25 protein-coding genes are annotated in these 25,230 nt (G+C 59.5%); 11 read left to right on the top strand and 14 right to left on the bottom strand.

The genetic code is table 11. The features are described from left to right. Positions 1–106 precede the first annotated feature (106 nt). From rplI to ACIK7D_RS02455, 5 genes are all read right to left on the bottom strand, one after another. Positions 107–682, bottom strand: a complete 576-nt coding sequence (gene rplI / locus ACIK7D_RS02475; protein WP_003520720.1) for a 50S ribosomal protein L9 — start codon at positions 680–682, stop codon at positions 107–109. A gap of 14 nt (positions 683–696) precedes the next feature. Then, positions 697–1,671 (bottom strand): DUF2232 domain-containing protein, encoded by a 975-nt coding sequence (locus tag ACIK7D_RS02470; protein WP_080852341.1) that lies wholly within the window; start codon positions 1,669–1,671, stop codon positions 697–699. 187 nt (positions 1,672–1,858) lie between these two features. Beyond that, positions 1,859–2,107, bottom strand: coding sequence for a 30S ribosomal protein S18 (gene rpsR, locus ACIK7D_RS02465; protein ID WP_003502063.1), 249 nt, complete (start codon positions 2,105–2,107; stop codon positions 1,859–1,861). Between the two features lie 16 nt (positions 2,108–2,123). Continuing rightward, positions 2,124–2,585: a 30S ribosomal protein S6 gene (rpsF, locus tag ACIK7D_RS02460; protein WP_003520723.1), complete on the bottom strand. Its 462-nt coding sequence runs from the start codon at positions 2,583–2,585 to the stop codon at positions 2,124–2,126. A 293-nt stretch (positions 2,586–2,878) separates the two neighbouring features. Beyond that, the gene (locus ACIK7D_RS02455) at positions 2,879–3,922 is read right to left on the bottom strand and encodes an aldo/keto reductase (protein ID WP_400155533.1); all 1,044 of its coding nucleotides are present in this window, start codon (positions 3,920–3,922) and stop codon (positions 2,879–2,881) included. 224 nt (positions 3,923–4,146) lie between these two features. Between ACIK7D_RS02455 and fabD the strand changes: the two genes are divergently transcribed. The 8 genes from fabD (at position 4,147) to gmk (ending at position 11,185) form a co-directional block, all read left to right on the top strand. Then, positions 4,147–5,091, top strand: a complete 945-nt coding sequence (gene fabD, locus ACIK7D_RS02450; protein WP_137452112.1) for an ACP S-malonyltransferase — start codon at positions 4,147–4,149, stop codon at positions 5,089–5,091. Positions 5,092–5,173: 82 nt separating this feature from the next. Continuing rightward, positions 5,174–5,911: a 3-oxoacyl-[acyl-carrier-protein] reductase gene (gene fabG / locus ACIK7D_RS02445; RefSeq protein ID WP_127757608.1), complete on the top strand. Its 738-nt coding sequence runs from the start codon at positions 5,174–5,176 to the stop codon at positions 5,909–5,911. Between the two features lie 350 nt (positions 5,912–6,261). Then, a complete protein-coding gene (locus ACIK7D_RS02440; protein ID WP_003502080.1) occupies positions 6,262–6,498 on the top strand; it encodes an acyl carrier protein in 237 nt (78 codons plus the stop codon). A gap of 250 nt (positions 6,499–6,748) precedes the next feature. Then, entirely contained in the window at positions 6,749–8,011 is a 1,263-nt protein-coding gene (gene fabF, locus ACIK7D_RS02435; RefSeq protein WP_400155532.1) for a beta-ketoacyl-ACP synthase II, read from the top strand. Positions 8,012–8,052: 41 nt separating this feature from the next. Next, complete coding sequence (locus tag ACIK7D_RS02430) at positions 8,053–8,328, top strand: hypothetical protein (protein ID WP_400155531.1); 276 nt, start codon at positions 8,053–8,055, stop codon at positions 8,326–8,328. A gap of 12 nt (positions 8,329–8,340) precedes the next feature. Then, a complete protein-coding gene (gene mltG / locus ACIK7D_RS02425) occupies positions 8,341–9,561 on the top strand; it encodes an endolytic transglycosylase MltG (protein ID WP_020810689.1) in 1,221 nt (406 codons plus the stop codon). A 68-nt stretch (positions 9,562–9,629) separates the two neighbouring features. After that, the gene (locus ACIK7D_RS02420) at positions 9,630–10,517 is read left to right on the top strand and encodes a YicC/YloC family endoribonuclease (RefSeq protein ID WP_125145877.1); all 888 of its coding nucleotides are present in this window, start codon (positions 9,630–9,632) and stop codon (positions 10,515–10,517) included. 5 nt (positions 10,518–10,522) lie between these two features. Beyond that, entirely contained in the window at positions 10,523–11,185 is a 663-nt protein-coding gene (gene gmk / locus ACIK7D_RS02415; RefSeq protein WP_080817281.1) for a guanylate kinase, read from the top strand. A gap of 112 nt (positions 11,186–11,297) precedes the next feature. On the opposite strand, the gene ACIK7D_RS02410 is transcribed toward gmk, so the two are convergent. The 8 genes from ACIK7D_RS02410 to ACIK7D_RS02375 form a co-directional block, all read right to left on the bottom strand. Next, positions 11,298–11,669 (bottom strand): hypothetical protein, encoded by a 372-nt coding sequence (locus ACIK7D_RS02410; protein WP_080817280.1) that lies wholly within the window; start codon positions 11,667–11,669, stop codon positions 11,298–11,300. Positions 11,670–11,676: 7 nt separating this feature from the next. Next, complete coding sequence (locus tag ACIK7D_RS02405) at positions 11,677–12,111, bottom strand: hypothetical protein (RefSeq protein ID WP_233282920.1); 435 nt, start codon at positions 12,109–12,111, stop codon at positions 11,677–11,679. Between the two features lie 351 nt (positions 12,112–12,462). After that, positions 12,463–13,293 (bottom strand): 16S rRNA (adenine(1518)-N(6)/adenine(1519)-N(6))-dimethyltransferase RsmA, encoded by an 831-nt coding sequence (gene rsmA, locus ACIK7D_RS02400; protein WP_080817278.1) that lies wholly within the window; start codon positions 13,291–13,293, stop codon positions 12,463–12,465. Beyond that, on the bottom strand, positions 13,293–14,315 hold the full coding sequence (gene pdxA / locus ACIK7D_RS02395) for a 4-hydroxythreonine-4-phosphate dehydrogenase PdxA (protein ID WP_400155530.1): 1,023 nt from the start codon (positions 14,313–14,315) through the stop codon (positions 13,293–13,295). Before pdxA ends, rsmA begins: the two co-directional genes overlap by 1 nt. A gap of 26 nt (positions 14,316–14,341) precedes the next feature. Then, the gene (locus tag ACIK7D_RS02390) at positions 14,342–15,289 is read right to left on the bottom strand and encodes a peptidylprolyl isomerase (protein ID WP_080817277.1); all 948 of its coding nucleotides are present in this window, start codon (positions 15,287–15,289) and stop codon (positions 14,342–14,344) included. Between the two features lie 297 nt (positions 15,290–15,586). Further along, positions 15,587–17,968, bottom strand: coding sequence for an LPS-assembly protein LptD (locus ACIK7D_RS02385; protein ID WP_080817276.1), 2,382 nt, complete (start codon positions 17,966–17,968; stop codon positions 15,587–15,589). Then, positions 17,969–19,057, bottom strand: coding sequence for an LPS export ABC transporter permease LptG (lptG, locus tag ACIK7D_RS02380; protein ID WP_003520741.1), 1,089 nt, complete (start codon positions 19,055–19,057; stop codon positions 17,969–17,971). Next, positions 19,054–20,223, bottom strand: coding sequence for an LptF/LptG family permease (locus ACIK7D_RS02375; protein ID WP_080817275.1), 1,170 nt, complete (start codon positions 20,221–20,223; stop codon positions 19,054–19,056). The genes lptG and ACIK7D_RS02375 overlap by 4 nt, the downstream gene beginning before the upstream one ends. A gap of 298 nt (positions 20,224–20,521) precedes the next feature. Between ACIK7D_RS02375 and ACIK7D_RS02370 the strand changes: the two genes are divergently transcribed. From ACIK7D_RS02370 to ACIK7D_RS02360, 3 genes are all read left to right on the top strand, one after another. Continuing rightward, on the top strand, positions 20,522–22,015 hold the full coding sequence (locus ACIK7D_RS02370) for a leucyl aminopeptidase (protein WP_080818758.1): 1,494 nt from the start codon (positions 20,522–20,524) through the stop codon (positions 22,013–22,015). A 25-nt stretch (positions 22,016–22,040) separates the two neighbouring features. Continuing rightward, entirely contained in the window at positions 22,041–22,490 is a 450-nt protein-coding gene (locus tag ACIK7D_RS02365; RefSeq protein ID WP_003520745.1) for a DNA polymerase III subunit chi, read from the top strand. Positions 22,491–22,688: 198 nt separating this feature from the next. Beyond that, a complete protein-coding gene (locus ACIK7D_RS02360; protein ID WP_080818757.1) occupies positions 22,689–23,717 on the top strand; it encodes a sensor domain-containing diguanylate cyclase in 1,029 nt (342 codons plus the stop codon). A 31-nt stretch (positions 23,718–23,748) separates the two neighbouring features. On the opposite strand, the gene ACIK7D_RS02355 is transcribed toward ACIK7D_RS02360, so the two are convergent. Next, complete coding sequence (locus tag ACIK7D_RS02355; RefSeq protein ID WP_080817274.1) at positions 23,749–24,675, bottom strand: Gfo/Idh/MocA family protein; 927 nt, start codon at positions 24,673–24,675, stop codon at positions 23,749–23,751. Positions 24,676–25,230: the final 555 nt, after the last annotated feature.

Raw genomic sequence — 25,230 nt, 5'->3', positions numbered from 1 at the left:
GGAGATGCCCGGCAGGGCAGAGGGGGGTATCTCTCCGCGAACTCAACCCAACAAAAAACCCCGGATGTCGCCATCCGGGGTTTTCCTTTGACCGTTAAGCCAAATCTTATTCGTCGTCGCCGTCGCGATCGGCTTCCGGATCGAAGAAGTCTTCCGGACGCAGCGCGTCTTCGTCAACGCCGTAGATGGCGTCAGCGGAGGTGAGGCTTTCGCCCTTGGCCTGACGCTCTGCTTCTTCAGCCGAACGGGCAACGTTCAGCTCAACCTGCAGCTCGACTTCGGCATGCAGGTGAAGGGTAACGTTGTGCAGGCCGATGGTCTTGATCGGCGTGTTCAGTTCAACCTGGTTACGGCCGATGTTGAAGCCTTCTGCGCCGAGGATTTCAACGACGTCGCGAGCGGCGACAGAGCCGTAGAGCTGGCCGGTTTCGCCAGCCGAACGGACGACGATGAAGGACTTGCCTTCCAGAGCCTCGGCAACCTTCTGGGCTTCCGACTTGCGCTCGAGGTTACGGGCTTCGAGCGTTGCGCGCTCGGTTTCGAAACGTGCCTTGTTGGCAGCGTTGGCGCGCAGCGCCTTGCCCTGGGGCAGCAGGAAGTTACGGGCGTAGCCGTCGCGAACCTTTACGGTTTCGCCCATCTGGCCGAGCTTGTTGATGCGTTCGAGAAGAATGACGTCCATCTTCTTGATCCTTTCTATGGTTTGGTTTCGTTCGTATTGTCGGTTTTCCGCGTCGGAGTAAGAGAGATCGTGCTGCGCACGTCGCTCAGGCCGAACACGAGAATGATGAACAGCGGAAAGACAAAGACCGCCGAGAGATATGCGAGGATAAGAACCGGCAGCCGCCAGTCCTTGCCGCGGGCGCGCTTGTGCAGCGAGGCGTAACCCGCCATCAGGAAGCCCGCGCCGAAGGTGCCGCAGATGACCGCGCCGACCATGGCGGCGACGCCGCCGAGGAACATGGCGACGATGCCGGCCAGAAAGATGAAGATGGCGTTGCGGTGCATGCGCAGCGCTGAGGCGATGTCCTCGCGCGGGCGAAGGCCCTTGCCGAAGGAGCCGACCAGCCGGGTCGCGAAATAATAGGCCGCAAACAGCAGGATGACCCACAGGCCGCCCTGCACGATCGGCAGCATCAGCACCAGCAGCGATTTCGTCTGGGCGAGCGCCTCTGCATTGGGTTCGAACAGCGGCTCACGGTTCTGCACCGAGGTCATCATGATATCGACCATGCGGGCGACCAGATCGGGGCCGTAACCGATCATCCAGCCGAGAATGACAACGGCGATGGAGACCAGAATGCACAGGTGCAGGACGATGCCGGAGAGCGGATACCAGGCGAGAAGATCGTCCGGGCCGCCGAGTTCGGAAGCCGGGCGCGCCAGATTGGCGAGATGCGAAAGCCAGCCCGCCGGGATCAGCGTGAAGATCGCGATGGTCAGCGCAAACAGCGGCGACATGACGAGAGCGCCGATGATGGCCGTGGTGATGATCGCGACGATGGCGGCGCGATTGCCCCAGCCCATGCCTGCGATCAGGATCGGCATGGCGGAACCGGCATAGAGCAGGAAGGAAAAGGACGACTGTGCCGTTGCGCCAAGCGTCAAAAACGCGGCGCATATGCCGGCGAGAACGCCGGTGATCAGCACTGTCTGGTTCAACTTTTGCACTTCGCTGTCCTGCTGAAACGAAAGCAGTTAGAGGATCGCTCCTTGGAGCCTCATCCCCAACATGGGTTTTATGGTATCGATCCGCGCCCAACGCGGAAGGATTTGAACTCGCAACCTACTGATTAAAAGTCAGTTGCTTCAAAGGAGAAAACGAGGCCGCGCCAAGACGCAGCCTCGCTTCAATTCATTACGCTACGACGTAGGGCAGCAGGCCGAGGAAGCGGGCGCGCTTGATCGCCTGGGCGAGTTCGCGCTGCTTCTTCTGGGAAACGGCCGTGATGCGGGACGGAACGATCTTGCCGCGCTCGGAAATGTAGCGCTGCAGCAGACGAACGTCCTTGTAGTCGATCTTCGGAGCGTTGGCGCCGGAGAAGGGGCACGTCTTGCGACGGCGGTGGAACGGGCGGCGTGCCTGGGAAGAGGATGCGTCAGCCATTGGTCAAAACTCCTTCTTATGCACGGTCTTCGCGCGGACGGCGCGGACGGTCTTCGCGGTCGCCGAAGCCACCTTCACGCGGTGCGCGCGGGCCACGATCTTCACGCGGGCCACGGTCCGGACGGTCGCCATCGCGGCGCGGACGGTCGTCACGGTCGCGCTTCTGCATCATCGCGGACGGGCCTTCTTCGTGGGCTTCGACGGCGATGGTCATGTAGCGAAGAACGTCTTCGTTGATGCGCATCTGGCGCTCGACTTCATGGATGGCGGCCGCCGGAGCGTCGATGTCCATGAGAGCGTAGTGAGCCTTGCGGTTCTTCTTGATGCGGTAGGTGAGGGACTTCAGACCCCAGTTCTCGATGCGTCCGACTTTGCCGCCGAACGATTCGATAACGCCCTTGTACTGCTCGACAAGTGCGTCGACCTGCTGGGCAGAAATATCCTGCCGGGCAAGGAAGATGTGTTCGTAAAGAGCCATTTAAGCTTTGCCTTTCTTGCGTTTCGTCCTTCACCCGGCAACGGCGCTAAGCCTCAACGACTGCTCTTGGGTGAGGCGGGTAAGGCCTTGAAGCAAGAAAAGCGTTGTTCGAGACGGTCGAGAGCGGAGACACGGGAGGCCGGAAAAACCTTATGGTTCCTGCTGTTCCGTTACCGGAACCAGCCCTCCGTTCAGCCACCAGCCAATTGGACCGGGTGTTGTGAACAGCGCGCTTATACGCAGTTTTGCCCGGAATGCAAGGGCAAGCGGTGAAAAAGCGCGCCGTAGAGCCGTCAGATCGCCATCGGATATTGGCGATGGATCGCCGCAATCCCTTTTAGTACCTCTTCCGACAACGTCACATCCGCAGCCGCAATATCCACCTTCAACTGTTCCATCGTCGTTGCGCCGATGATGGCCGAAGCCATGAAGGGACGTGTCAGGCAGAAGGCGATGGCGAGCTTTGCCGGATCGATGCCATGCTGGGCGGCAAGCTCCAGATAGGCCTTGACCGGCGCTTCCTGAAGCGGCTGCAGACGGCCGCCGAGGTCCCTGTTGATGGTGCCGCGCGATCCCGCCGGGCGCGCGCCGTTCTGGTATTTGCCGGTCAGCAGCCCTGCCGCCAGCGGCGAATAGGCGAGCAGGCCGACATCCTCGTGATGGGCGACTTCCGCCATGTCGAGGTCGAAGCTGCGGTAGAGCAGGTTATATTCGTTCTGGATCGTGGCGACGCGCGGCAGGCCGTTGGCCTCGGCGATGTCGATATATTTCTGCGTGCCCCAGGCGCTCTCGTTGGAAAGGCCGATGGCGCGGATCTTGCCGGCCTTCACCAGTTCGCCAAGCGTTTCGAGCTTTTCGGTGATTTCGGTGAGTGTGCGCTGCTTTTCCTGGCCGGAAGCATCGAAGCTCCAGACGCCGCGGAAATGATAGGTGCCGCGGTTCGGCCAGTGAATCTGGTAGAGGTCGATGTAATCGGTCTTCAGGCGCTTGAGGCTGGTATCCACCGCCTCGCGGATGGCGGCAGCGTCGATATCGCGACCGCCGCGAATATAATCGCGTCCCGAACCGGCGACCTTGGTGGCGAGCACGACCTGATCGCGCTTGCCGGTCTTTTCGAACCATGTGCCGATATAATCTTCCGTTCGGCCCTGGGTCTCGGCGGAAACGGGGGTGGTGGGGTAAAGTTCTGCCGTATCGAAGAAATTGACGCCGTTTTCAACGGCGTAATCCATCTGCGCATGCGCGTCGGCTTCGGTGTTCTGCGTGCCCCACGTCATCGTGCCGAGGCAGATTTCAGACACGGAAATATCCGTGCGGCCCAATAGTCTCTGTTTCATGGAAATGTCCCGGTGCTTGGCCAGATAGTTTGGAAGGTGGTGTGAAAGTAATGGGGAATTGCCGCAGTGCAAGAAAAAATATGATGAAAAGAAAGGGGAAAACAGGACGGCAAAACCCCTGACATGGGCCTGCCATGGGGCTTCAAGCCTTGACTTCGCTGGCGGGAATGTGAATGGAAGTCCGAAAGAATAAAGGCAAGGCCAGACAAGAAGGACGACATCCCATGGGTATTGCATTCACATTTCCCGGACAGGGAAGCCAGGCCGTCGGCATGGGCAAGGAGCTGGCGGATACCTATCCGGAAGCGCGCGCCGTATTTCAGGAAGTCGACGAGGCGCTCGACCAGAAGCTTTCCGATATCATGTGGAACGGCCCGGAAGAGACGCTGACGCTGACCGCCAACGCCCAGCCGGCCCTCATGGCGGTGTCCATGGCGGTCATGCGGATTCTCGAAGCGCGCGGTTTCAAGCTGTCCGATACGGTTTCTTATGTCGCGGGCCACTCGCTCGGTGAATATTCGGCGCTCTGTGCCGCCGGCACCTTCTCGGTTGCCGATACCGCCCGTCTTCTGCGCATCCGCGGCAACGCCATGCAGGCCGCCGTGCCAGTGGGCGAGGGCGCCATGGCGGCGATCATCGGGCTCGAGCACGATGCCGTTTCCGCCATCTGCGGGGAAGCCGGCATTCTCGGCGTCTGCCAGATCGCCAACGACAATGGCGGCGGTCAGCTGGTCATCTCCGGCGGCAAGGCCGCCGTCGAGAAGGCTGCGGCGATCGCTTCCGAAAAGGGCGCCAAGCGCGCCATCATGCTGCCGGTTTCCGCACCCTTCCACTCCGCGCTGATGGCGCCGGCGGCGGAAGCCATGCGCGAGGCGCTGGCGGCCGTCGAAAAGCACAATCCGGTCGTGCCGGTTATCGCCAACGTGCGCGCCGCCCCCGTTTCCGATGCCAATGAGATCGCCGCTTTGCTGGTCGAGCAGGTGACGGGTCAGGTGCGCTGGCGCGAGACGGTGGAATGGTTTGCCGCCAACAACGTCACGCAGCTTTACGAGATCGGCTCCGGCAAGGTGCTGACGGGCCTTGCCCGCCGCATCGACAAGACGGTGAACGGCGTTGCCGTCAACGGCGCTGCCGATATCGACCAGCTTCTTGCCACCCTCATCGGCTGAGACGGATACTCCGGCTGCCGCATTCATCGGGCGCAACTGCGCTGAACATTTTCAGTCCGAAGCTCTAAAGAAGGAATAGGACATGTTTGATCTGACAGGCCGCAAGGCTCTCGTAACCGGCGCGACCGGCGGCATCGGCGAAGAAATCGCCCGCCTTCTGCACAGCCAGGGCGCAACCGTCGGCCTGCACGGCACCCGCGTTGAAAAACTCGAAGCGCTGGCGGCGGAACTTGGCGAACGCGTCAGGATTTTCCCGGCTAACCTCGCCGACCGCGCCGAAGTAAAGGCACTCGGCGAAAAGGCCGAAGCCGAACTGGAAGGCGTCGATATCCTCGTCAACAATGCCGGCATCACCAAGGACGGCCTCTTCGTGCGCATGAGCGACGAGGACTGGGATAACGTCATCGAAGTGAACCTGACGGCGATGTTCCGCCTGACGCGCGAGCTGACGCATCCGATGATGCGCCGCCGTTTCGGCCGCATCATCAACATCACCTCCATCGTCGGCGTTACCGGCAATCCCGGTCAGGCCAACTACTGCGCCTCCAAGGCCGGCATGATCGGTTTTTCGAAGTCGCTGGCCCAGGAAATCGCCACCCGCAACGTCACCGTCAACTGCGTGGCGCCGGGCTTCATCGAAAGCGCGATGACCGGCAAGCTGAACGACAAGCAGAAAGACGCCATCATGGGCGCCATTCCCATGAAGCGCATGGGAACCGGTGCCGAAGTCGCCTCGGCCGTTCTTTATCTCGCCTCCAACGAGGCGGGCTACATGACCGGCCAGACACTGCACGTCAACGGCGGCATGGCGATGATCTGACGGCGCCTGAGGCCGTCATGAAAAGGATTGCGGCGCTGTTTAAGCACCTTCTTGGGTAGCTGGCGCCGCAAGGCCCCGCCGACTGGTTTTCGGCGAAATTGCCTGTCATACGCTGTGCTTAGCGCGTTTTCAGGCTTTTCGACCGATTGAAACCATGTTAAGCGGGCCAAGACTGTGAACAGTCGTCCCGGAGAGACAGGAAGCCGTTGCGATTTTGCGTGACGATGTCTAGCTTGGACCGGGTTGAACGGGTTTGCCAGCGGTGCCGGATTTGAACGGCGCATGAGGGCTTCTAACAGGGCAGGGTGCCGCAAGGCATTCCCTTCAAAATAAAGGTCGAGGAAACCGACATGAGCGATATCGCAGAACGCGTAAAGAAAATTGTAATTGATCATCTTGGCGTTGACGCCGACAAGGTTGTCGAAGGCGCCAGCTTCATTGACGATCTGGGCGCTGATTCGCTCGACACCGTTGAACTGGTCATGGCTTTCGAAGAAGAATTCGGCGTTGAAATCCCCGACGACGCAGCTGACTCGATCCTGACCGTCGGCGACGCCGTAAAGTTCATCGAGAAGGCCCAGGCCTGATCGACCTTGATGGGGGAGGTGCAATATCCTCCCGTCCTTGGCCCGGCTCGTCCGGGCCAATGTTTTATAGGCAGACGGTAACATGCACCCGGGTGGTGCGTGTTCCGGGCAATGCATGGGGGTCACGGGCCGGAGACGGCGCTCACAACCGTCATGCTGAGAGTTGAAATACTGCAGCATCCGATGAACATCTCCTGATGTCCGGCGTTGCATGAAGACCGATGATTTGGATAAGGGCGGAGCATTGGCGATGAGGCGTGTCGTTATCACCGGTACCGGCATGGTATCTCCTCTTGGATGTGGGACGGAAGTGACCTGGGAGCGGCTGCTGGCCGGCCAGAACGGTGCCCGTCTCGTGACTGAATTCGAAGTCGAAGACCTTCCGGCAAAGATCGCCTGCCGTATTCCCGTGGGCGATGGTACCAACGGCACCTTCAATGCCGATGACTGGATGGAACCCAAGGAACAGCGCAAGATCGATCCTTTCATCCTGTATGGCATGGCTGCCGCCGACATGGCGCTTGCCGACGCGGACTGGCATCCGGAAACGGACGAGGACCAGATCGCGACCGGCGTTCTGATCGGCTCCGGCATCGGCGGCCTTGAGGGCATTGTCGAGGCGGGCTATACGCTGCGCGACAAGGGCCCGCGGCGCATTTCTCCATTCTTCATTCCCGGCCGCCTGATCAACCTCGTATCCGGCCAGGTTTCCATCCGCCACAAGCTGCGCGGACCGAACCATGCCGTGGTGACGGCCTGCTCGACCGGCGCGCACGCCATTGGCGACGCCGCCCGTCTGATCGCGCTCGGCGATGCCGACGTCATGGTCGCCGGTGGCGCCGAGTCGCCGGTCTGCCGCATCGCGCTTGCCGGCTTCGCCGCCTGCAAGGCGCTCTCCACCCAGCATAACGACAATCCGGAAAAGGCCTCGCGCCCCTATGACCGTGACCGCGATGGTTTCGTCATGGGCGAGGGTGCGGGCATCGTCGTTCTGGAAGAACTGGAACATGCCAAGGCGCGCGGCGCGAAGATTTATGCGGAAGTCGTCGGTTATGGCCTTTCGGGTGATGCCTATCACATCACCGCACCGTCCGAGGACGGTGAAGGCGCCTATCGCTGCATGTCGATGGCGCTGAAGCGCGCTGGTCTCACGCCTGACGATATCGATTACATCAATGCTCACGGCACCTCGACCATGGCCGATACCATCGAGCTTGGCGCGGTCGAGCGGCTTGTCGGCGAATCGGCCTCGAAGATCTCCATGTCTTCCACCAAGTCGGCCACGGGCCATCTTCTCGGTGCGGCGGGCGCTATCGAGGCAATCTTCGCGACGCTTGCGATCCGCGACAACATCGTTCCGCCGACGCTGAACCTCGACAATCCCGATGTGGAGACGAAGATCGATCTCGTGCCGCACAAGGCGCGCAAGCGGCAGGTCGATGTGGCGCTCTCGAACTCCTTCGGCTTCGGCGGCACCAACGCCTCCCTCGTGCTGCGTCGTTACGAAGCATAATTGCGGCGGCGGCTCTGCCGCCGCTGGCGCCCTCCCACCGGGTGCTGACAAAGGACGTTCTTTCCTTTGAAGAACGCATTGCGGCTTGCGAAAGCCATTCCGGTTTTCGCGCCGATATTGTAGTCGTTTATGGGAAGCGTTTGTCGGTTCGGGGTGATTTCCGGCCGCAGGCTGCTTCCTCCATCGGCTTTGTCCGAAACGATGTTCGTGAAGCGGAACAGCAAGGCTTCACGATATCTCTATGTGGTGCAGGAAGACATTCCGAACCTGTTTTTGCCGCATTACCTGCGCAAAAAGCGCTGACAACGCCGAACTGAAAAGGACCGACGGTGAGCGACACGAACCAGAACAGCCAGGGACCATACGGACAAAACGGCGCGGGCGAAGGCAATCGCGGCCCGATCATTCCGAAATCCCCGACGGAAGCACTGCGGCCGGAAAAAGTGCCGGCTCCGCCCAAGCGCTCCCGCAAGGCCCATGGCCAGCTTGTGATCTTTCTGAATTTTCTGATGACGCTTGCGGTTGCCGTCTGTGTGCTGGCGATTGCCGCTTTCTATTACATGATCGATGCGTTCCAGGAGCCCGGTCCGCTTCAGACGAACACACATTTCACGGTGCGCAACGGCGCCGGCATTATCGAGATCGCCAATAATCTCGAGCGTAACGAGGTCATCTCCAACGCCCGTGTCTTCCGCCTGATGACCGGCAGCTACCTGCAAAAGGACCAGACGCTGAAGGCCGGCGAATATGAGATCAAGGCCGGCGCATCGATGAAGGACATCATGATGCTGCTGGAGTCCGGCAAGTCGATCCTTTATTCCGTGTCGTTGCCGGAAGGCCTGACCGTGAAGCAGATGTTCGCGCGCCTTGGAGCGGATGAAGTGCTGGATGGCGAACTGCCCTCGGCCCTGCCGCCGGAAGGCAGCCTGCGCCCCGATACCTACCGCTTCACCCGCGGCACCAAGCGCGAAGAAATCATCAATCAGATGAGTGCGGCGCAGGACAAGCTGATCGACATGATCTGGGAACGGCGCGATCCCGACCTGCCAATCAAGACCGTCGAGGAATTCGTGACGCTTGCCTCTATCGTCGAGAAGGAAACCGGCAAGGATGACGAGCGCGCTCATGTCGCTTCGGTGTTCTACAACCGTCTGAAGAAGGGCATGCGCCTGCAATCCGACCCGACGATCATCTATGGTCTGTTCGGTGGCGACGGCAAACCGTCGGACCGCCCGATCTACCAGTCGGACCTGCAGAAGCAGACGCCGTTCAACACCTATGTCATCAAGGGCCTGCCGCCGTCGCCCATCGCCAATCCGGGAAGGGCGGCGCTTGAGGCAGTGGCCAATCCATGGCGCACGGATGACCTTTATTTCGTTGCCGATGGCACGGGTGGTCATGTGTTTGCGAAGACGCTTGAAGAGCATAACGCCAATGTGCGCCGCTGGCGCAAGATAGAGGCCGAAAAGGCGGCCTCCGGCGCCAATCCCGATGTTGTCGTGGATGGCCAGCCGGGCGGAGCCGAGGCGGAAAAACCGGCCAACAATTGATAATCCTGACCGGGCCCTGCGATCCGCACGGGCCCGGTTTTGCACGGCATGACGGGGGGCTTCCAGATATGACATTGCAATCGATGACCGGCTTCGCACGCAGCGAAGGAACCTCCGGCCGTTACCGCTGGGCGTGGGAATTGCGCTCGGTGAACGGCAAGGGGCTCGATGTGCGCCTGCGTCTGCCTACCGGTCTTGAAGCGCTGGAAACCGCCCTGCGCGAAATCGCAGGCGAGCATCTTTCCCGCGGCAATATCCAGGCGGGTCTGACGCTGGCGATTGCGGAAAACCGGCTGGAGGCGGTGATCAACCGCGATGCCCTGGCGGCGGTTCTGGCCCTGAAGAAGGAGCTTGGCGATGTGGTGGAGGACAAGCCGCTGAGCTTCGACACGCTGCTCACGCTGCGCGGGCTCGTCGATTTTCGTGAGGCGGAAGATGACGCGGAGGCGCAGGCCGCGCGCAACGGCGATGTGCTTGCCGGCTTCGCCGCCGCCGTCGAGAAGCTGAAGGATATGCGCGAACGGGAAGGGGCGTCGCTGTTTGCCATCCTGTCCGGTCATATCAACCGGATCGAGCAGCTCGCGGACATTATTGAAAACGATCCTTCCCGCCAGCCGGAACAGATCGCGGCACGGCTCGCCCAGCAGATCGCCCTCATCGGCGACGGCTTGCATGGTCTCGACCGTGACCGGCTGCATGCCGAGGCGGCGCTGCTCGCGACCAAGGCGGATCTGCGCGAAGAGATCGACCGGCTGCACGCCCATGTTCAGGCGTCGCGGGAGCTTTTGGCCAATGGCGGGCCGGTAGGGCGCAAGCTCGATTTTCTTGCACAGGAATTTAACCGCGAGTCGAATACAATCTGTTCCAAATCGAACGCCAGTGCGGTAACCGCAGCAGGCATAGAGCTGAAAGTGGTGATCGACCAGTTCCGCGAGCAGGTCCAAAATCTGGAGTAGACCCCATGGTCCCGGTGAATAATTCTCCCGTCACGATTGCCCGCAGAGGGTTGATGCTGGTGATTTCTTCGCCATCGGGCGCGGGCAAATCCACGATTGCGCGCAACCTGCTCGACAAGGACAAGAATATCGGTCTGTCCGTCAGCGTCACGACGCGCCCGCGCCGCCAGAGCGAGATTGACGGCATTCACTACCATTTCATTTCCACGCGTGAATTCGAGCGCCTGCGCGATAGCGATGCGCTGCTGGAATGGGCGGAGGTTCACGGCAATTTTTACGGCACCCCGCGTGGGCCGGTGGAAGACGCGATGGCTGCCGGTCGCGACATGCTGTTCGATATCGACTGGCAGGGCGCCGAGCAGCTTCAGGACAAGATGAAGGCGGACGTCGTTTCGATCTTCATCCTGCCGCCGACCATGACCGAACTTCAATCGCGCCTGCACCGCCGCGCCGAGGACACCGAAGAGGTCATCAAGACCCGGCTTCTCAATTCCCGTGCCGAGATCGAACACTGGCGCGACTATGACTATGTCATCCTCAATGACGACCTGCAGGCCGCCTTCGAGGCCGTCGAAGCCATCGTGAAGGCCGAACGCGTCCGCCGCGACCGCCGCCACGGCATGTTCGATTTCGTGCGGGCGTTGCTCGAGGAAGAGCCGAAGCTTTAAGCGCTTCCGGTAGGCTAAGGCTGGATTCCGAGAGCTAAATCCCTCCCATCCGCTGGGATGGGAAGAATCCATCGCCCGGGCCGTATGGGATAATTTGTTTGACCTGTTTTAGTTAGCTGCGCCCAAAAGCAAGATCGAAGCCAGTCAGGTTTCTGATTGCGGCACCGATCACACCAAAAACCGCGTTCAGAACTGTCTGGACGGTATCGTAAACGAGGAACTCAGAATAAAGCAGCACGCTGCTGAGGGCGAGTTCCTGTGTATGCATGGCCATATCCGCGTGCTCTCGGGAAATCGTGCCGTTCTTGAGGCCTGTCTGCGTTAGCCATGCCTTTTGTGCAATCGACTTAATATGAACGGCAATTTCATTTTTGACTTCGTTGAAGTGCGAAATGAGAACCGCTGAAACCTGCTGCAAAATGCCTTTATAGAGTTCCGACGCATCTTTCGGTTCAAATTTATCCAGATCTAGTGCCTTTGCCATGTGAACCTCACTTCAACCGGGCTTCAAACAACTTCGGAACGCTACAGGCTTCCTTCGTGGCGAATGTGGACGCGGTCTCAACGTTAAAGGGTGCTTTTCGATGAGCAGCCAACTGTGTCATCAGCGCTTCCTGGCAGATCAGCAGTGCTTTGTGAATAATCTGGGCGGGTCTACCGGAAACGCGGTTGCGAAGGTAAGTTGCACGACCTTCGGCAATATAAATTGCCGAACGTACATTTGATACCGCGTCGACGTATATGCCTTCGACCTTGGAGAACGGCGTTTTATCTTCGTAAACAGCAGATACTGCGGCATCAATCTTATCGATATCGTTGTTTAGCGCCTCAATGTGCTTCATCAGCGCTTCATCAAAAGTAGGTGTCACGCTAACGCATGAGGAAAGCGTGAATAGCGAGATGGCCAAAACATAACTTATCTTCACGCGATCCCCCTGATATTTGAAACTGTGAAGTGGAAAATGTACAATAGGAATGGATATATAATTTACAGTTGTGTGTTTGGAGTCAAGCATTGGTTGTGGTCAGGCTTGGTGATTGCGGTCTGGATCATGTCACCCAAGGTGAAAAGCGGAAAATTTCCCAAATAGGCAGTGCTTTTCATAAAGTTTCTTGCGAGCCAGCCATGTTAACAGAGGTGGCTGTGCCACCGATTTCCCGTGGCGCGTGATCGTCGAAAATTCATCATCGGAAATTTATGGACCGCGCCGCAGATCAGGGTCTGCCGCGGACCTGAAGGTATCCCGTGTCGTTAAGCTTTCGTGCCTGGTCCAGCCTTAGAGGCAGTTCGCCAAAGTGACGAATTCCTCCACCGACAGCGTTTCCGCTCGCCGTGTGGGATCGATGCCCGCTTTTTCCAGCAGCGTTTCGCCGCCAAGGCTTTTCACACTCTGGCGCAGCATTTTGCGACGCTGGCCGAAGGCGGCTTCCGTCACCTTTTCAAGCTTGGCGACATCGCACGGCAGCGGCTTGTCCTTCGGCAGCAGGTGCACGACCGTGGAGGTTACCTTCGGCGGCGGGCTGAAGGCCTGCGGGGGGACGTCGAAGGCCATTTCGGCAACCGTGCGCCAGCCGGCGAGAACGCCCAGCCGGCCATAATGGTTGTCGCCTTCTTCGGCCACGATGCGCTGGCCGACTTCCTTCTGGAACATCAGCGTCATCGAGAGCCAGAAGGGCGGCCATTGTTTCGGCAGCAGCCAGTTGACCAGCAATTGCGTGCCGACATTATAGGGCAGGTTGGCGATGATCCGCACCGGTTCGCCGGCGGGAACCAGAGCCTCGAAATCGGTCTTGAGGGCATCGCCTTCGATGACTTCGAGCCGTCCGGGATAATGCGCTTCGATTTCCGCCAGCGCCGGCAGGCAGCGGCTGTCGCGTTCGACGGCGATGACCTTTTTTGCCCCGAGCGAAAGAATGGCGCGGGTGAGGCCGCCGGGACCGGGGCCGACCTCCATCACCGTCACGCCGTCTAGCGGCCCTGCCGTCCTTGCGATCTTCTGGGTGAGGTTGAGGTCGAACAGGAAGTTCTGGCCGAGCGATTTCTTCGCGTCGAGCCCGTGGCGCTGGATGACATCGCGCAGCGGCGGCAGTCCGTCGATGGCCGCCATTATGCGTTGGCCCGGCTGCGGAGGGAAATCTCCGCCGCCATCCTCAGCGCCGCCACAAGGCTCGCCTCATTGGCTATGCCCTGGCCGGCAATGCCGAAGGCCGTGCCATGGTCGGGCGAGGTGCGGATGAAGGGCAAGCCCAGCGTGACATTGACGGAATCGTCGAAGCCGAGCGCCTTGGCCGGAATGAGTGCCTGATCGTGATACATGCACACCGCCACGTCATAACGCTTGCGGGCGGCATCGTGGAACATGGTGTCGGCGGGCAGGGGGCCGAAGGCATCGATCCCATCCTTACGCAACCGCATGGTCGCAGGGTGAACGATATCGCGATCCTCGGTGCCGAGTGCGCCATCTTCACCCGCATGCGGGTTGAGGCCGGCAACCGCCAGACGCGGCGCCTCGATGCCGAATTTCTGCCGGAGATCGGCATCGATGATCCGGCAGGTCGTAACGATCAGCTCTTCCGTGAGAGCGGCCGGCACGTCTTTCACGGGGATATGGATCGTCACCGGAACGACACGGACCTTGGGGCCGGCAATCATCATCACCGGGATGACTTGCTCGCCGGTCTGGCGCAGGGCGAGATCGGCCAGAAATTCCGTATGACCGGGAAAGCCGAAACCCGCCTCGTAAAGCACGGATTTCGCGATCGGATTGGTGACGACGGCCGCAGCCTTGCCCTCGACCGTGAGGGAAACGGCGGTCTCGATGGCCTTGATCGTCGCGTGCGCCGCGCCGACATGCGGCTGACCCGCCTGCACTTCGAAGCCGACAGGAAGGGAGAGGATGGGGAAAGCCTGTTCGAACAGGCCGACGGCGCTTTCCGCATTGCAGGTCTCGATATTGACCGGCACGCCGATCAGCGCCGCACGGCTCGCCACCACATCGGGGTCGCCGATGAAGATGAAGGGCGGCACGCCGTTCTCCCGGCGCTTAGCCCAGGCGGTGATGGCGATGTCGGGGCCGATACCGGCTGGATCTCCCTGTGTCAGGGCAAGCGGCAGGGATGCATATGTCACGGAAAGACCCGGCTCTCGTATCAATATCAGGTGTTGACGATCTGCGCCTTCTTGCGCAGCTCATCCATATATTTCTTTTCGTTCGGGTTTTCGCCGTCCTTGGCCTTCATCAGATCTTCGGACTTGAACACCATCTCCGCCGCATAGTCGTCAGAAACCTGGCGCTGCTTGCAGATGGCCAGATATTCGACGCCCTTTTCGGTGACGCGGGTGCCGGTGGTGCCGCCTTCCTTGGTCTTCTCCACCAGCGCCTTCCAGTCTTCCGGCAGCTCTGGCGCCAGAATGCGGCCAAGGTCCTTGATCGCCACGTCGCGCATGGTCGCGGCGAAGCTCATGGCCTGGTCGCAGCCGGGATAACGCTTGCGCGATGCTTCAGCCTCGGCCTTGCGCTTGCCGGTAATGGCGTTGCGTTTCGATTCCGGGATGACGAAGATGATCTGCTGCAGGAAATATTCCGTGGTGACGGGCTTGTCGCCGCGTTCCTTCAGTCGGGTAACGAGATCCTGCGTCGACATCTTGCCGCGTGCGCCATAACGGGCGTTGACGAGGCGCGGCCAGCTCATCTGAACGGCGATGAAGGCCTTGAAATGATCGGCTCCAACACCCGCCTGCGCAAGCACCTTCGTCAATTGCTGCGGGGTCATCTTGTTGTTGCCGGCAAAGCGTGCGAAGGCCGCATCGACATCGTCGGTGCTGACCGACATCTTGACGCGGCCGATTTCCTCGCGCTTCAGCGCTTCATCGACAAGCTGCTCGCGCGCCTTTTCATTGAGATTACCGGACTGGCGCTGCAGCTTGAGGAAGGCGACGCGCTTGGCAATATCGTCATTGGTGATGGGGGTCTTGTTGACGACGATCTTGACGGTGCTATCGGCGAAGGCCTGGCCGGCATAGGGCACAACGGCCATGGGAACGGCGAATATCGCAAAGGCGAAAGCAGCGCCACGCAAAGCCGTCTTTCCGAAATTCATCATATCCTTCTCCCTTTCGTCGGGCAGGGTCCTGTTGCCCTGTCCCGCCAATCTGTTCTGCCTGATGAGGGGAATATTGAACTCTCCCGCTTTTCAGACCTGCAACTGTGCATCCGCACCGCGAATTTGCCACGTATATATCATCGCGATCCGCAAGACGGCAATGTGTCGGTTTGTTGAAAGAAAACCCGATAGGTTCCATGCGCGGCCGACATTGGCGTGTTGTTGCGGCGAAACCGTGGCTTTACTGGCCAAATGGTAAAAAGGCAGGTCACGATGCTGCGTAACCTGCCTCTAAACTCAGTAGTTGTTTGGCTTCCAGCCGATATCCATGTCATTCCAGTCCTCGTTGGCCGAGCCGACACTGATATCGCCGAGCGTACGGAAGGCCAGACGGGCGTTGATCGACCAGTCATTGGCGGCCTGGCGGCTGGAATTGATATTGCCTTCGTCGGAGTAGCTGACCGTCAGGATCGTGCATTCATCCTGATAGGCAATGCCGATGCGGCGTTCGGCGGCAAACTTCCCGTTCAGATCGTAATTGATCGAACCGAACAGCGACCAGTTATCGTCCATGCGCAGCGAACCGGATGCCTGGATGATATCGCGGTCTTCGTTATAGCCGTATTTCGGCTGCGCCTTGACCTGCGTATAGCTGAGCTTGCCGGTAAGGCGGCGGTCCGAATAGCTGATACCGGTTTCCGAGCGGTTGATGTCGAAATCGTCCTTGTCGAGACGCAGGCTCGACGACAGCGAAAGTCCGATCGGCGCATCGAAAGCGGCCATGGCGACGTAATCCGAACGGTCGGATTCGAGGCCGGAATTGGCGCCGGCATTGACGAGATCGTAAGAGGCGAAGGAATTATCGCCTGCCAGATGGAAGGACTGGCCGGCAATGGCGCGAACGCCGTAGCCGTTGTCGAACGTACCGTTATAACGGAAGCCGATATTGGCGCGCGTGCCGCCTTCGATCCGGTCGAAACCGGAGAATTTGTCGCGTTCGAACAGATTGGTCGCGTCGAACACGAATGCCTGTGCATCCTCGTTCGGAAGGCGGCCGGCATATTGTTCGTTCGGGCGCACGAAAATCTGGGCAATGGGCTCGATCACGTGGCTGCTGTTGAGCGCCGTGAACAGCCATGGATAACGCACTTCCAGACCACCGGTGACCATGCCGCGGAAAGCCGCGCCGTCATGCATCATGCCCTCATAGGCATAGGAGGTCCCGCCCGAGGTGAAGGCCGCGGGAGACATGTCCGTCCAGAGCGCGTCGCCGCGCGCGGCAAGGATCGGCGTAATCTGCAGGCCGCTGTCCATCGTGAAGGTGCGCTTCCACTCGGCTTCGGTGGAAAGGCGCGTATAGTCACCCTCAAGCCCGCTGAAACGCGGATAACCGCCGAGCGCGTAAGCATCCTGCCGCAGGCGCGTGATGCTCGTCAGGTTGGTGGTCAGCGAAAGTTCGCCGCCATAAACCGGATCCGGCACGAAATAACGGTAGTCGACAACCGGGTGGACGATTGCCTGTTTGCGTTCCTTGGCTTCGGTATTGTCCGTATCCTGAACGTTGAAATAATAACCGCGGGCTTCGAAGCTGTTACGCTCACTCGCACCGGTCAGATAGATCTGGTTGGTCTGAACGTCGTTTTTATAACCCTTCAGCCCATAGGTGCGCGAAAAGTTATTGTCGGTCTGCACCATGGCGTCCCAGCCGAACGCCCAGCGCGGGTTGATCGAAAAATCACCCTTGCTTGCGATCATGCCGCGATTGTCGTTGAGGGCGTCGCTGGTGCCGGCCGTGAAGGTTTCGGACTTCTGCTGGCTGATGCCCGCGATCGTGACCGTGTGCATGCCGGTTTCGAAGCGCTGGCGCAATTCTGCCTGCAGCAGCAGACCCTGCGTCGTATAATAGGTTGGCGTGACGGTCACGTCCGAGGTGTCGGACAGGACGTGGAAATAGGGGACACCGATACCGAAACCGAGATTGTCGGTAATGCTCATCTGCGGGAACAGGAAGCCGGATTTACGCTTCACCGTATTGTCCGGAACCGTAAGGAACGGCAGATAGGCGATCGAATGGCCGAAAAGCTGCAGGCGGGCCTTTTCCAGCCGCACCGTATGGGTCTTGCCGTCCTGAACGACGCGCTCGGCCTTGACCTGCCACAAAGGCGCCTTTTCGGGCCGCTCGGCGCAGGGCAGACACGCGGTGTAGACACCGTTGTTGAGCACCATCAGGTCGCCTTCGAGACGCTCGGCGCTTTCACCGGCGATACGGGTATTGTCCGTGGTCTCGACGCGCAGCGCATTGACGAAGCCCTGACCGAAATCGTCGGTCACGTCCATCTCGTCGGCATAGATCTTGTTGCCGCCCGGCTCGATCAGCTCGATGTTGCCATGGGCGATCACGCGGCCGGACTGCTGGTTATATTCCACTTGCTGGGCCACCATGCGGTAGCCCGAATATTTCATGCGAACCACGCCCTTCGCGATCACGCGCTGGGAATCGCGATTATAGGTCAGTTCATTTGCTGTAAGCAGGAGTTTCGAATCGTCTTGGCTTGCCGACGCAAGCAAACCATCCTGGCCGAAAGCGACCGGGCTGGATGCCAAATACGCGCACACAGCGGCACCTGTCAGAAGGGCCGTCCAAAGCCGCCTGATATTCCCGCGGTCAATTACCGCCACTTAGCCGTCCTCCTGATGAAGCAGAATGGTTGCCCCCAAAGCCAACGCCACGATGACTGGAACCCAGACCGCGACGGTGGGAGGGACAACACCACCACTCCCGAATGCCCTTACGAGCACGGTTACTACATAAAGCACGAAGCCGGAAACGATTCCACCCAGAATCACGGAGCGCGATTGGGCGAAGCGGCTGAACTTTAATGAAACGGTCGCGGCGATCAAGGTCATCGCAACCAGAAGCAGGGGCGTCGATAGCAGGAAATGATACTGCGTCTCAAGCGCCTTCGAAGATAGTCCAAAGGACTTTGCAACTTCGATCTTGTGAGAAAGGTCAAAGAAAGCAACGGTTTCCGTCTGCGTCATGCGCTCCTGAACGAATTCCCGTCTCAGATTGGTACTGATCCGCGTGCTTTCTTGCCGAACTGGCACATGCCCGGCGCGCGTTTCCGAAACGCCGTTAAGAAGCCAGTAACCATCTTCCAATTTAGCCGACTTCGCATCCTTACGCGAGACGATGTTTCCGTCCTTGTCGATGTCGATCAGAACCACGTCAAGCAGCAGCGTTCCATTGTCCTCGAAGCTCTTGGCGCCGATGATCGTATCCTGGCCGCCGCTTGACTGGCGCATCCACGGAACGATCTCCTGCTGGCGGCCGCCGCCTGCTTCGTTGCGCAGTCCGGCTTCCATCGCCAGCGACTTGTTCTGACCCCATGCCGCGATGGGGTTGAGGATGGTGACGGAAAGGATGCCGATGAACACCGCGCCGAGCACGAAGGGAAGGATGAACTGCCAGGCGGAAATGCCGGCGGCGCGCGTCACCACCAGTTCGTAACGCCGATTGAGCGAGATCAGCGTCGTCATGCCGACGAAAAGCGCAATGAAGGGCACGGTCTGTTGCAGGATCAGCGGCAGGCGAAGCGCCGTCAGGCCAAGGGCGGCCGGAACGGAATAGCCGGGCAGGCCTGACATGCGCCGTGCCGTTTCGCTGAAGTCGGCAAGGTAAATGATCGAGGATACGCCGAGCACGAACCAGATGGCAGTGATCAGATATCGCTTCAGGAAATACCGGGAGAGCGTGTTGAAAATCATGCGTTGCCGCTCCCAGAGCTTTTCGTCATCCGGCTGGAGAAGAGACGGCGCAGACGACCCATCGCATCGGCGATGGCTTTCGGCATTTTCGGCTTGCGGCCGGTCAGCAGAATGAAGGCGGCGGCGGCGCCGCTGAGGCCCGGAACGGCATAGACCAGCGGAATGAAGGCCGCGCTCTGCTTGATCTGATTGGTGACGTAAAAACCAAGCCAGCGCAGCATGAAGGCCGTCACCAGTGCGGCGACCATCGGATGCAGGCGCGCCTCGCGGTGCGAACGGGCATCGGCGGCGATGACCAGTGAAATCAGCGCGAAGGAGAAGGCGAACATCCAGTCCGACAGGCGCTTGTGCAGCTCGCTGCGGAAATTCTCCGGTGAGCGCTTGTAGCTCGCATTGTTCTCGTCGGGCGAGAGAAGGAAGCCGAGGCTGGCATCGCCCGGAGAGAGCGACGGCTCGGAATCCTGCTTTTCCGACATGGTCGAAAGGTCGAAGGCATAAGACAGGAACTTGACGATCGAAACCTTGCCGTCCGGCGTCTTCTGCTGCACTTCGCCATCGCGCATGGTGAGAGACGTACCGCTTTCATCGATCATGCCTTCCTTGGCATAATAGATGAGATCGAAATTCGGATCGCGGCGGTCGGCGACGAAGAGGCCCTTGAGGATACGGCCCTGCCGCTGGGCGATCTGCACATAGAGACCGTCCTGAATGGTGCGGAAAGTCTTTTCCTCGATCACCGAGGACAGAAGGTCGGCATAGGCGGCGGCCACCATCTGCCGGGCGGAGCTGCGGGCGGGCGGCTCGATGAAATTGGTGATGGTGAAGGAAAACGCACTCAGAATGGCGGCGAGAATGAGAACCGGGCGATACATGATCGAACGGGGCGATCCCGCCGCATCGATGATAGCAAGCTCGGAATCGTTGTTCATCGTCGTGAAGATCTGGGTAATGCCGATCACCAGCGCGAAAGGCAGGACGACGGGGATCAGCGTCGGCAGGATCATCGTCGCGAGCGCCATGAAGGAACCCATCGACTGGCCCGTATCGGTAACGAGATTGATTCTCTGGAGAACCTGGATGGTCCAGATGATGGCCAGCACCGGCAGCAGCGCGACCAGAAACATCTGCGTTGTCCGCCGCAGGATATAGTTCTCGAGAAGCTTCATACGGCCCTGTTCGACATTGTTTTTCCGTGCGATCGCTCGCCGAATTTCCGCCTATCTAATCGCATCGTTTGCAATTGGCTATTCCGGCGTGCTCACAAATATGTTTTGCGCGATGATTTTTCCATCGCCTGTGTCTTTTTGTGGAACAAGCTGTCGGTTTCATGACGCGATTTCGCATTCCACAAAAATGCCTTTCCTTTAACGGCTGTAGGCCTTTAAAGAATGCGGGGTTGCGCCCGGGGCCGAAAAGGCCATGATCATGCGCATCGTGCAAGTCGTAGAAGAAGAGCAGGAAAACATGTCCGCCAAATTCGATATTTCTTTCGCCAATTCAGCCGCGCTTGAAAACGCGCTCGCCGTTGTGCTGCAGGCTTCGGGTGAGGCTCAGGCCGTCGCCGGCGCCTCAGAGGCCGATCCGGGCGGTGTGATCGAAAGGGCGGCGAAGATTTCGGGCTTTTCCGCAAAGTCCATGACGACGCTCGACGTGATCGCGCCGCAGGGTTCCGCCGCCGACCGTCTGCTCGTCATCGGTCTGGGCAAGCCCTCGAAGCTGGTCGCCCATGACTGGCTGCGGGCCGGCGGCACCGCTGCCGCCAGTTTCAAGAAGGCGGACAGGGTCGTCATCTATCTCGATGCGCCGGGCGTAGAGGTCGGTGCGCAGGCGGCTGCAGATTTCGCGCTTGGCCTGCTGCTGCGCGCCTATAGCTTCGATGCCTACAAGACCAAGAAAAAGTCCGACGAAGAGAAGACGCCGAAGAAGGTGGAGATCGTCATCGTCACGGCCGCCCATCAGGAAGCGGAAAAGGCTTTTGCCGTCTCCGAGGCCGTTGCGGGCGGTGTTACCCTGGCGCGCGATCTCGTCAACCTGCCGCCAAATGCTCTCGGCCCCGTCGAATTTGCAGAGAAGGCGGAGGAGCTGCGCAAGCTCGGCGTCGAGGTGGAAGTCCTCGGCGAGAAGGAGCTGAAGAAGCTCGGAATGAATGCGCTTCTCGGCGTGGCGCAGGGGTCGGCGCGCCCGCCCAGACTTGCGGTGATGCAGTGGAACGGCGGCAACAAGAAGGATGAACCGATTGCCTTCGTCGGCAAGGGCGTCGTTTTCGATACCGGCGGCATTTCGCTGAAGCCCGGCCTCAATATGGAGGATATGAAGGGCGACATGGGCGGGGCCGCCGCCGTGACCGGCCTGATGCATGCGCTCGCCGCCCGCAAGGCCAGGGCGAATGTGATCGGCGTCATCGGCCTCGTGGAAAACATGCCTGACGGCAATGCCCAGCGCCCGGGCGATATCGTCACCTCCATGTCCGGCCAGACCATCGAGATCATCAATACCGATGCCGAAGGCCGGCTGGTTCTGGCCGATGCGCTCTGGTACACCAAGGATCGCTTCAACCCGAAATTCATGGTGAACCTCGCCACGCTGACGGGCGCGATCACGGTGGCGCTTGGCAATCTGCAGGCCGGCCTTTTCTCCAATGACGACGAGCTTGCAGCGCGTCTTGCGCAGGCGGGCGATGTGACGGCCGAAAAACTGTGGCGCATGCCGCTCGGCAAGGATTACGACAAGATCATCGATTCCAAATTCGCCGACATGAAGAACAGCTCGGGCCGTCTGGCGGGCTCCGTCACCGCCGCGCAGTTTCTCAAGCGTTTCGTGGGCGAAACATCCTGGGCGCATCTCGATATCGCCGGCACCGCCATGGGTTCGCCGCTGACCGAGATCAACCAGTCATGGGGATCGGGCTACGGCGTCAGGCTGCTGAACGAACTCGTTCGTGCCCATTACGAAGATTGAAGCGAGCGGAGCGGCACGTCTGCGGATGACTGAAATTCTGTTTTACCATCTGACGGAATCGAAGCTGGAGGATGCGTTGCCGCCCTTGCTCGAGAAATCGCTGGAACGCGGCTGGAAGGTCGCGATCCAGACGGTGGGCGAGGAGCGCCGTGATTTCCTCGACACGCATCTGTGGACCTTTCGTGACGACAGTTTCCTGCCGCACGCCACCGATACTTCGCCCGCACCGCAAAACCAGCCGATTCTCCTGACGGCGTCCGACGAGAACGCCAATGCGGCAAGTGTCCGCTTTCTCGTCGATGGCGCCGAGCCGCCGGCGGTCGAGGCTTATGAACGTATCGTATTCATGTTCGACGGATACGATGCCTACCAGCTCGAAATGGCGCGGAATCACTGGAAAAGACTGAAAACAGAGGGACATTCCCTGACTTACTGGCAGCAGTCGCCTGAGGGCCGCTGGCAGAAGAAGGCCTGATCGCACCGCCGATTGGGCATCCCACGATTGGTTCCATACGCAAACAGACCGGCAAAAATTCGCACGTGGCGTCAATTGCCGGTTTTTGCATTATGCGCCCGAAGGAAAGCTCCGAAACAGGCGTGGGCTTTCGTGGGGCGGGTCGTTTGATCCGGTCAAAGGCGGGCGCCGCAGACGAAACAGCAGAAGGACATGAGCATGGGGCAGGCGATTTCACGGCCGGACGGGGAAATGGAGCGTCTGGTCGCGGTGCGGTCGATCATGTCTTTCAAGAATGCCGAAATGCCGGAACTGAAAGTGCTGTCGCAATTGGGGCAGGGCGTTTTCGGTGTGCCCCGGGCGGCCGTCCATATCATTGACGAGGACTGGCTTCACATCGCCGAACAGGCGGGAATGGAGCTCTCGGAATGCCCGCGTGATCTTTCGATCTGCAACCGGGTCATTACCAGACAGGACGTGGTCGTCATCTCCGATCTGACCGCGCATCCGGATTTCCGTTTCATGCCTTATGTAAAGGGCGGGCCGGAATTGCGTTCCTATGCCGGTGCGCCGATCGAGCTGGAGCCGGGCCTCATCGTCGGCGCTTTCTGCCTGGTCGATACGGCGCCGAGAAAATTCTCCGTTACGGAAATCGACAGCCTAAGGCGTTTTGCGTTGCTGGCTGCCGCGCTTTTACGGCTTCAGAAGGCCAATTTCACCATGAGTCTGGCGGAACGCGAATTGCGGGATGCGGCGATGACCGATCCGTTGACCGGTTTTTATAATCGCAAGGCTCTGGAAGCGATTGTCGATAACCAGCTTGGCGCGGCCCTGCGTGCAAACGAGGCCTTCGGTGTCCTTTATCTCGATCTGGATGGTTTCAAGACGATCAACGATACTTTCGGCCATCCGGCGGGTGACCGTGTTCTGACCGAAGCTGCGGGACGCATCCGCAATGCGGTCCGCGGCGAGGATATCGTGGTGCGCATGGGCGGCGATGAATTCGCTATTTTCATACCCCGGCCGGGCACCGCCGAGGTGCTGAACGGACAGGCGGATCAGCTGCTTGCCGCCTTTCGCAAACCTTTCGATGTCGACGGGCAGGAGGTCAGCGCCCGTCTCAGCATAGGTGGCGCACTCGCCCCGCAGGCGGGTGCGGACCGCGCGACGCTTCTGCGGAGTGTCGACGAAGCGCTGTATCAGGCCAAAAAATCAGGGCGCGACCGTTTCGTCAGCCGCGCCCTTTGAGGCATTGTCCTTCAGGAGGCGTTTCTGCTTCTCAGTCGTAGAAGGAATCCACGAATTTGTGGCGGCCGAGCAGGAAGGCGTCGGCCACATGGGTCAGCGGCGCGAGATCGACATCGGAGCGGCCTGCCTTGATGATTTCCGAGAAACGCTCGTAAAGGGCAGGATATTCCCGCTCCGGCTGGGAGAGTTTCTCTTCGCCGTTGATCGAGAGCTTTGCGCCGCCTTCCGAAAGCACCATCCGTCCCGCCGCCGTCTCGGCAACGATATCCCAGCTCTGCTTGCCGGTCTGGCGCCAGTCGAATTCGGCGTGGACGGGCGTTTTCATCACATCGGAAAAATGCAGGTCGGCGGCGATCGGGGCGTCGCGGTTTTCCGGGAATTCGAGCGTGGCCTTGGTCAGGAACAGAGCGCGCGGCAGGATATGGGTGATGATCGAAAGCGCGTTGATGCCGGGGTCGAACACGCCGAGACCGCCCGCCTGCCAGATCCAGGCCTGGTTCGGGTGCCAGTGGCGCACGTCCTCTTTCCAGATGACATGCACGCTGTCGATTTTCGTGGAAGCTAGGAACGCCTTCGCAGCCTCGACCGCCGGCGCATAACGCGAATGCCAGCTTGCAAACAGCGAAAGGCCCTTCTTGTCCGCCAGCCGGACGAGATCCTGCACTTCCGAAAGGGTAGCGCCCGGCGGCTTTTCGAGGAAGACGTGCTTGCCGGCATTCAGCGCCGCGTAAGCAGCCTCATAACGATATTGCGGCGGCATGCACAGCGATACCGCATCGATATCGGGCACAGCCTCCAGCATGGCCTCGATGGTGCCATAGGAAGCGACGCCGTCCACAGTGCCGTGGCGGCTTGCGGTGCAGATCAATTCAAAATCCGGATTGCCTGCAATGGCGGGAAGATGCTGGTCGCGAACGATTTTGCCGACGCCGACGATGGCAAGCTTGGTGGCTGACATGAAGTGGAACCCGTGTGAGTGCTGCAGGGGATAAAGTGTGATTTTTACAAGTTTTTAGCAGAAACGACCGAAGGAGCAAGGTGATCGTTTCCACGCCGCGCGTCTTTTTTCAAGCTGTAATGTCATAACAAAATTTTGGTATGTACATTCGTGGGTTGGGTAGCATTTGAGAATAGCAACTATTTTTCTGAATTTTAAAGTGTTGTTTTTTGTGAATCAGCAGTTTTAATGTCGATTTTTTCCGGTATATTCGCAGAATATTCGTATTAATTTTAGATTTCGCTTTAATAGATTTTTTAAGAGCGGGTGCATGGTGGTTTTACTTGAAGATGGTCGTTCGTCTGGCTCCGTTCGCAAAGTCGATGACAGCAGCCATCCATTCAATGCACATGCATTGGTTTTCGGTGTCATGAGCTGGCCGTATGCTGGCCGTCGCTATGCCCGGTTCGCGGGCTGCTTCGGCATTCCGGTTCCCGATGACGGCAGGGAAATCACATAGGGGATGGTGAGGCGGGCCGATGCGGCGCTTTGGAAGGCGAAGCACCGTGGCCGGTG

Origin of the sequence: Agrobacterium sp. P15N1-A (assembly GCF_044626815.1) — a bacterium.
Taxonomy (GTDB): Bacteria; Pseudomonadota; Alphaproteobacteria; order Rhizobiales; family Rhizobiaceae; genus Agrobacterium; species Agrobacterium leguminum.
The sequence above is the reverse complement of the archived record's forward strand: the minus strand, read 5'-3'. Positions and strand labels throughout refer to the sequence as shown.

Bases quoted from the DNA above. Each gene is read 5' to 3' on its own strand.
- ACIK7D_RS02365 (WP_003520745.1), top strand. From the start codon at position 22,041: ATGACTGAAATTCTGTTTTACCATCTGACGGAATCGAAGCTGGAGGAT.
- rpsF (WP_003520723.1), bottom strand. From the start codon at position 2,585: ATGGCTCTTTACGAACACATCTTCCTTGCCCGGCAGGATATTTCTGCC.
- lptG (WP_003520741.1), bottom strand. From the start codon at position 19,057: ATGATTTTCAACACGCTCTCCCGGTATTTCCTGAAGCGATATCTGATC.
- fabF (WP_400155532.1), top strand. From the start codon at position 6,749: ATGAGGCGTGTCGTTATCACCGGTACCGGCATGGTATCTCCTCTTGGA.
- rpsR (WP_003502063.1), bottom strand. From the start codon at position 2,107: ATGGCTGACGCATCCTCTTCCCAGGCACGCCGCCCGTTCCACCGCCGT.
- ACIK7D_RS02410 (WP_080817280.1), bottom strand. From the start codon at position 11,669: ATGGCAAAGGCACTAGATCTGGATAAATTTGAACCGAAAGATGCGTCG.
- rsmA (WP_080817278.1), bottom strand. From the start codon at position 13,293: ATGGCGGCCATCGACGGACTGCCGCCGCTGCGCGATGTCATCCAGCGC.
- ACIK7D_RS02375 (WP_080817275.1), bottom strand. From the start codon at position 20,223: ATGAAGCTTCTCGAGAACTATATCCTGCGGCGGACAACGCAGATGTTT.
- ACIK7D_RS02390 (WP_080817277.1), bottom strand. From the start codon at position 15,289: ATGATGAATTTCGGAAAGACGGCTTTGCGTGGCGCTGCTTTCGCCTTT.
- ACIK7D_RS02355 (WP_080817274.1), bottom strand. From the start codon at position 24,675: ATGTCAGCCACCAAGCTTGCCATCGTCGGCGTCGGCAAAATCGTTCGC.
- fabG (WP_127757608.1), top strand. From the start codon at position 5,174: ATGTTTGATCTGACAGGCCGCAAGGCTCTCGTAACCGGCGCGACCGGC.
- ACIK7D_RS02370 (WP_080818758.1), top strand. From the start codon at position 20,522: ATGTCCGCCAAATTCGATATTTCTTTCGCCAATTCAGCCGCGCTTGAA.
- ACIK7D_RS02455 (WP_400155533.1), bottom strand. From the start codon at position 3,922: ATGAAACAGAGACTATTGGGCCGCACGGATATTTCCGTGTCTGAAATC.
- ACIK7D_RS02360 (WP_080818757.1), top strand. From the start codon at position 22,689: ATGGGGCAGGCGATTTCACGGCCGGACGGGGAAATGGAGCGTCTGGTC.
- ACIK7D_RS02440 (WP_003502080.1), top strand. From the start codon at position 6,262: ATGAGCGATATCGCAGAACGCGTAAAGAAAATTGTAATTGATCATCTT.
- ACIK7D_RS02420 (WP_125145877.1), top strand. From the start codon at position 9,630: ATGACATTGCAATCGATGACCGGCTTCGCACGCAGCGAAGGAACCTCC.
- fabD (WP_137452112.1), top strand. From the start codon at position 4,147: ATGGGTATTGCATTCACATTTCCCGGACAGGGAAGCCAGGCCGTCGGC.
- gmk (WP_080817281.1), top strand. From the start codon at position 10,523: ATGGTCCCGGTGAATAATTCTCCCGTCACGATTGCCCGCAGAGGGTTG.
- rplI (WP_003520720.1), bottom strand. From the start codon at position 682: ATGGACGTCATTCTTCTCGAACGCATCAACAAGCTCGGCCAGATGGGC.